The organism is Frankia sp. CgKIO3, from assembly GCF_977946435.1.
In genome coordinates this window covers 1-5,513 of the sequence record NZ_CDWTMO010000171.1, presented here as the reverse complement: position 1 = coordinate 5,513, position 5,513 = coordinate 1, and the positions used below count along the sequence as shown (strand labels likewise).

The following is a 5,513-nucleotide window of genomic DNA, read 5'->3' as shown; positions in this document are numbered from 1 at the left end:
AAAGACACATGGGCCCATGTACCTATTACTCCTGATTCCGAGCAGGCCGCCGGGGGTCTGTGTCGCACGTCTCCACGGAATAGCCCCGAATGGGGAAAAGAGCACCGTACAGCACCATCATTTGGCGACAATCGGATATGGCGTTGCCAGCGCAAGATAATGACGCGTTTATGACATCACCACGAAAGGGCTATGGCACCGCTTCATCAGACGCACCGCACAATGGCCGCCGGATCGTGTCCGCAGGCATCCCAGTCCGCACGCCGCCCAGTCCTCGCCACGGCCGTCCAGGCAGCGGGTGAGCCAGTCGGCGGCCCTGACGAACTCGTGGTCCGTCATGCTCGGGGGCACGGACGGGGCGACCTCGTCGGCGCGGGGGTAGGACCCCAAGAAGCGGATCTTCCGGCAGATCCGGTGCAGCCCCATCAGGGCCTCGCTCACCCGGCGGTCGCTGACGTGTCCTTCCGCGTCGATCGAGAAGCAGTACCGGCCCAGGCCCTCGCCGGTCGGCCGGGACTCGATCCGCATCAGGTTGGCCCCGCGAACGGCCCATTCCTGCAGGAGTTCCAGCAGCGCGCCCGGCTCGTCCGCGGCCGGCCACACCACGATGGACGTCTTGTCCGCGTTGGTCGGCGCGGTGGCGCGGCCTGGACGGCCGAGCAGGACGAAACGGGTGGTGGCGTCGGGGACGTCGTGGATGTCGGTCACGAGGGCCTCCAGCCGGTAGCGCCGCGCGGTGAACTCCCCGGCGAAGGCGCAGTCGAAGCGCCCCTCCCGCACCAGCCGGGCCCCCTCGGCGTTGGACGCGGCCGATTCCCACTCCGCGTACGGCAGGTGAGCCGCGAGCCAGCGGCGTACCTGGGCCCGGGCGACCGGGTGGCCGGTGACGGTCTTGACGTCCTCCAGCGTGGTGCCCGGCCGCACGAGCAGCGCGAAGCTGATCGGTAGCAGCACCTCGCGGCAGATCATCAGCGGCTTGCCGGTCGCGAGCTCGTCCAGCGTGGCGGTCACTGCCCCCTCGACGGAGTTCTCGATCGGTACCAGCGCGCCGGACGCGTCCCCGTTGCGGACCGCGTCCAACGCCTCCGCCACGGAGAGAGAGGGGAACAGCTCATGCGTCTCCGTAGCCGGCAGCGTCCGCAGCGCGGCCTCGGTGAAGGTCCCCTCAGGGCCGAGATAGGTGTAGCGGGGGGAGTAAGCAGGCAAGACAGACCTCCTAGGACCGGGGCGGGCAGCGGTCATCGCCTGCTGGTAAAGCGGTGGTCAGAGGTGCAGTGGTCAGAGGTGGCGCAGCAGCACCATGGGGTCTTCGACCGCGTCGGCGACAAAGCGCAGGAAGGACCCGGCGGTGGCGCCGTCGCAGACCCGGTGGTCAAAGGTGAACGAGAGCTGCACGACCCTGCGGACCGCCAGTTCGCCGTCCACCGCCCAGGGCCTGGGGACGATCCGGCCGATGCCGATCATCGCGGCCTCGGGGTGGTGGATGATGGGCGTGGAGCCGTCGACACCGAAGACGCCGTAGTTGTTGAGCGTGAACGTGCCGCCGGTCAGCTCGGCGGGAGTGAGCGTGCCCGCGCGGGCGGCGGCGGTCAACCGGGCGATCTCGGCGGCCAGTCGAGCGGTGGTCAGGCCCTGAGCGTGGTGCACGACGGGCACGACCAGGCCGCGCGGGGTCTGCGCGGCGAATCCCAGGTGGACGGCGGCGTGGTGGCGCACGCCGGTCGCGCGGCCGTCCGCGTCGGTGACGACGGCGGAGTTGAGCGCGGGAAAGCGGACCAGTGCGGCGACGCAGATGCGGGCCAGAATCGCCAGGAGACCGATTCTGGGCTCGGTGCCCCCCGTGTTGAGGGTGTCGTTGGGAGTGTCGTTGAGGGTGTCCTTGGCGGCGAGCAGTGCGGTGGCATCCGTGTCGACCCAGCAGGTGGCATCCGGCACCTCGCGCCTGCTGCGCACGAACGTCTCCGCCGCGCGCCGCGCCAGCGGGTCCAGCGGGACGACGGTCGAGTCGGTCTCCACGTCCCTGCGCAGAATCAGCCCCTCCGGGCCGGTGCCGACGAGTTTTCGGAGATCGACGGCGTTCTCGCGGGCGAAGCGGCGAACGAGGGGCGAGACGACCTTGACCATGGGCTGGACCACGGTCTGGGCGGAAGGCCCGAGTGGCGTCGCCGGCCCGGGTGCCGGCCCGGGTGCGCCGACGCGCCGTCGGCGGCGGGCTCGGGGGGGTCCGTGCTGGTGCCGTAGCCGACGAGGATGTTCCCGGAGCCCGTTCGCCCTGCTGCCGGCTCGCTGACGGCCACGGTGATCAGTGGTGTGCCGACCGGGACACTGGTACCGGCCAGGCCCGCGAGGGAGGTGACGACGCCGGCATAGGGGCAGGGCACCTCGACGACGGCTTTGGCGGTCTCGACCTCGGCTACGGGTTGATCGACGGTGATGACGTCCCCGACGCCGACAAGCCAGCGGACGACCTCGGCGGAGGTCAGGCCCTCGCCGAGGTCGGGGAAGGGGAATTCGCGTACCGCGGCCACGGTGTTACTGCTCCCACTGGAGTCGGGCGACAGCGTCGAGGATGCGGTCGACGCTGGGAAGGTAGTGATGTTCGAGCATGGGGGGCGGGTAAGGGATGTCGAAGCCGGTGACCCGCAGGACGGGGGCGGCGAGGTGGTGGAAGCACCGCTCGCTGACGCGGGCGGCGATCTCCGCACCGACGCCGCCGAAACCCGCGGCCTCGTGGACCACAACGGCGCGTCCGGTGGCGCGGACCGCCTTGCAGACCGTCTCATCGTCGAAGGGGACCAGCGAGCGCAGGTCGACCACCGCCAGGTCCCAGCCCTCCGATCGCGCGGCCGCGGCCGCCTGGAGGCACACGGGGAGCGAGGGGCCGTAGGTCAGGAGGGTCGCCGAGGTACCGGTCCGGCGGACCACTGCCCGGCCGATCGGCGGCACCTCGACCGGAGAGAAGCCGTCCGTAGACCGGTCGTCCGTGGGCCGGTCGTCCGTAGACCAGTAGAGCCGCTTTGGCTCCAGGAAGACCACCGGGTCGTCCGAGGCAATCGCCGAGCGGAGCAGCCCGTAGCCGTCGGCGACGGTGGCGACGTGCAGGCCGGGGGTGTGCGCGTAGTAGGCCTCGCTGGAGTCGCTGTGGTGCTCGACGCCGCCGACGCCGCCGCCGTACGGGATGCGGATGGTGATCGGCAGCGTGGTCTTCCCGGCCGTGCGGTTGCGCATCTTGGCCACATGCGACGCGAGCTGCTCGAACGCGGGGTAGGCGAAGGCGTCGAACTGCAGCTCCACGACGGGCCGCAGGCCGTACATGGCCATGCCCACGGCGGTGCCGAGGATGCCTGCCTCGGCCAGGGGGGTGTCCAGGCAGCGTTGCGCGCCGAATTCGGCGGCCAGGCCGTCGGTGACTCGGAAGACGCCGCCGAGGGTGCCGACGTCCTCGCCGAGGATGTGGACGCGCGCGTCCTCGCGCAGCGAGTCGCGCAGCGCGGCGTTGAGGGCCTGCACCATGGTCGCGGCGCTCATCGTGCGTCGTCGCTCTTGGCTACGTCCGCGGCCTGCCAGGCCATCAGCTCGGCGGCCTGCTCACGAAGCTGGCTGGTCGGCTGGGCATAGACGTGCGTGAACAGCGAGCCCGGATCGAGATCAGGCGCACGATCGAACTGGGCGCGCATCTCGGCGGCGAGTTCCTCGGCGGCCTGCGCGACTGCGGCGACGCCGGCGTCGTCGAGGAGACCGGCCTTGCGCAGCTGCCGCTCCAGCAGCATCAGCGGATCGCGGGCCTGCCAGGCAGCGACCTCCTCCGAGGTGCGGTAGCGGGTCGCGTCGTCGGCGTTGGTGTGCGCCTCCAGCCGGTAGGTGACCGCCTCGACCAGCACCGGGCCGCGACCCGACCGCGCGTGCTCGACCGCCGTGCGCAGCACACCGTGCACCGCAGGCGCATCGTTACCGTCCACCAGGCGACCAGTGATCCCATGGCCCACCGCCTTGTGTGCCAGCGTCGGTGCCGCGGATTGCTGGGCCAGCGGCACCGAAATCGCATAGCCGTTGTTCTGTACCAGGAACACCACTGGCGCGTTCAGCACCCCGGCGAAGTTCAGCGCCTCGTGGAAGTCGCCCTCGCTGGTACCGCCGTCGCCGATCAGGGCAAGCGCCACGACGTCCTCCGCCGCCCACGGATCCGAGGCCGCGTGCAGGCGGGCGGCGTGGGCCAGGCCCACCGCAATGGCAGGCCTGGGTGGCCAGCGGAGTCGACAGCGGCGCGATCCGGTGCTCCCACGGGTCGTAGCCGCTGTGCGCGTTCCCGCGCATCAGCGTCAGCGCGTCCACCGGGCGCACGCCCCTCGATACCACCGCCAGCGTGTCGCGGTAGCTGGGGAACAGCCAGTCCGACTCCCGCAGCACCATGGCCGCGGCGATCTGGCATACTTCCTGGCCGGTGGACGCCGGGTACACGGCGAGGCGGCCCTGCCTGGCCAGGGTCGTGGCCTGCTGGTTGAAGCGCCGTCCCAGCACCAGGCGGTGGTACAGGACGCGCAGCAGATCGGTGTCGACCTTCCCCGCAGCCTCCTGCCGAGGACCTGGACCGGCTCGGGGTCGGGCAGGAGCGGAGCCGGGTCACGACGCGGACCGTGGGAGCTCGGCGGCCCGACGAGGCCGGGCGCGGTGCTGTCGTCGAGGATTGTCATGGTCCACCTTCGGCAGTTGGTGGCGGAAAGGGCTCGGGGATGCCGGTCAGATCTACGCCGCCGTTGACCGGCTGCTGATGCAGGTCGGAACCGTCCGTGGGCTGGCGGGCGAACTGGGGAGGACTCGTCCAGCAGCGAACCTGGTCGGTCTCGCGGAAGTGGAGCGCCGGTGCACGATCACCAGTAAGGTCCGCTTGGCCAGCGCGGTCCTCGATGCGTGCTGACTCGCGGTCTCGGGCTCCGGACTTCGGGCTCCGGGCTCCGGGCTCCGGACTTCGGGCTCCGGGCTCCGGGCTCCGGACTTCGGGCTCCGGGCTCCGAGTCGAGGTGCGGGACCTGAGCAACAGCCTGGCCAGGACGAGGGGGGCTTCTCACCGTCCAGGTGAGCCGCCCAGGCCAGGCCCGACGATCAGGAAGCGAGGTGCGGGGAGCCGTGGCCTCGCTTGAGCTGTCCCGGTTCGCCGGCTTGCCCGGTTCGGGCGCCGTCCGTGGTCACGATCCTCCTCCGCTCAACTTCTTGGCTCTGGTTCTCTGATTTTCCACCCCCCGTTGGCGGCTGGATCGTGTCCATAATCACCTTGATAGTCATCGCGCGGGCCCCGACCCGGCATTAATGCATGGAGCGCGCCGCGCATCAGGTAGAAATACTTTCGTAAGTCGACTCGCCGAAGAGGCGGGGGTAGCGAGTCTGACGTAACCCTGGAAAACCGACCCCGGGGGCTTGAGGTGATTATCATCTCACCCGGCGACGGGAGTGAATCTGCCTGGTCAGGGCCGTGCGGGCCCGATCCTCGCCGAGTCGGGCCCCGGCGGGCGTGACGT

Annotated in this window: 2 protein-coding genes and 2 pseudogenes; all 4 read right to left on the bottom strand. The window is 70.6% G+C overall.

Annotation, left to right across the window (positions count from 1 at the left end):
• Nucleotides 1-168: 168 nt before the first annotated feature.
• Nucleotides 169-1,206 (bottom strand): prephenate dehydratase, encoded by a 1,038-nt coding sequence (gene pheA / locus AC08OJ_RS16515; RefSeq protein ID WP_476593974.1) that lies wholly within the window; start codon nucleotides 1,204-1,206, stop codon nucleotides 169-171.
• 72 nt (nucleotides 1,207-1,278) lie between these two features.
• A pseudogene (locus tag AC08OJ_RS16510) lies at nucleotides 1,279-2,528 on the bottom strand (dihydrolipoamide acetyltransferase family protein).
• 4 nt (nucleotides 2,529-2,532) lie between these two features.
• Nucleotides 2,533-3,528, bottom strand: coding sequence for an alpha-ketoacid dehydrogenase subunit beta (locus AC08OJ_RS16505; RefSeq protein WP_476596197.1), 996 nt, complete (start codon nucleotides 3,526-3,528; stop codon nucleotides 2,533-2,535).
• Nucleotides 3,525-4,691: pseudogene (gene pdhA / locus AC08OJ_RS16500) on the bottom strand (pyruvate dehydrogenase (acetyl-transferring) E1 component subunit alpha). The gene AC08OJ_RS16505 and the pseudogene pdhA overlap by 4 nt, the downstream one beginning before the upstream one ends.
• Nucleotides 4,692-5,513 lie beyond the last annotated feature (822 nt).

Excerpts from the sequence above, each read along its gene's own strand:
- AC08OJ_RS16505 (WP_476596197.1), bottom strand. The coding sequence starts at position 3,528 with ATGAGCGCCGCGACCATGGTGCAGGCCCTCAACGCCGCGCTGCGCGAC.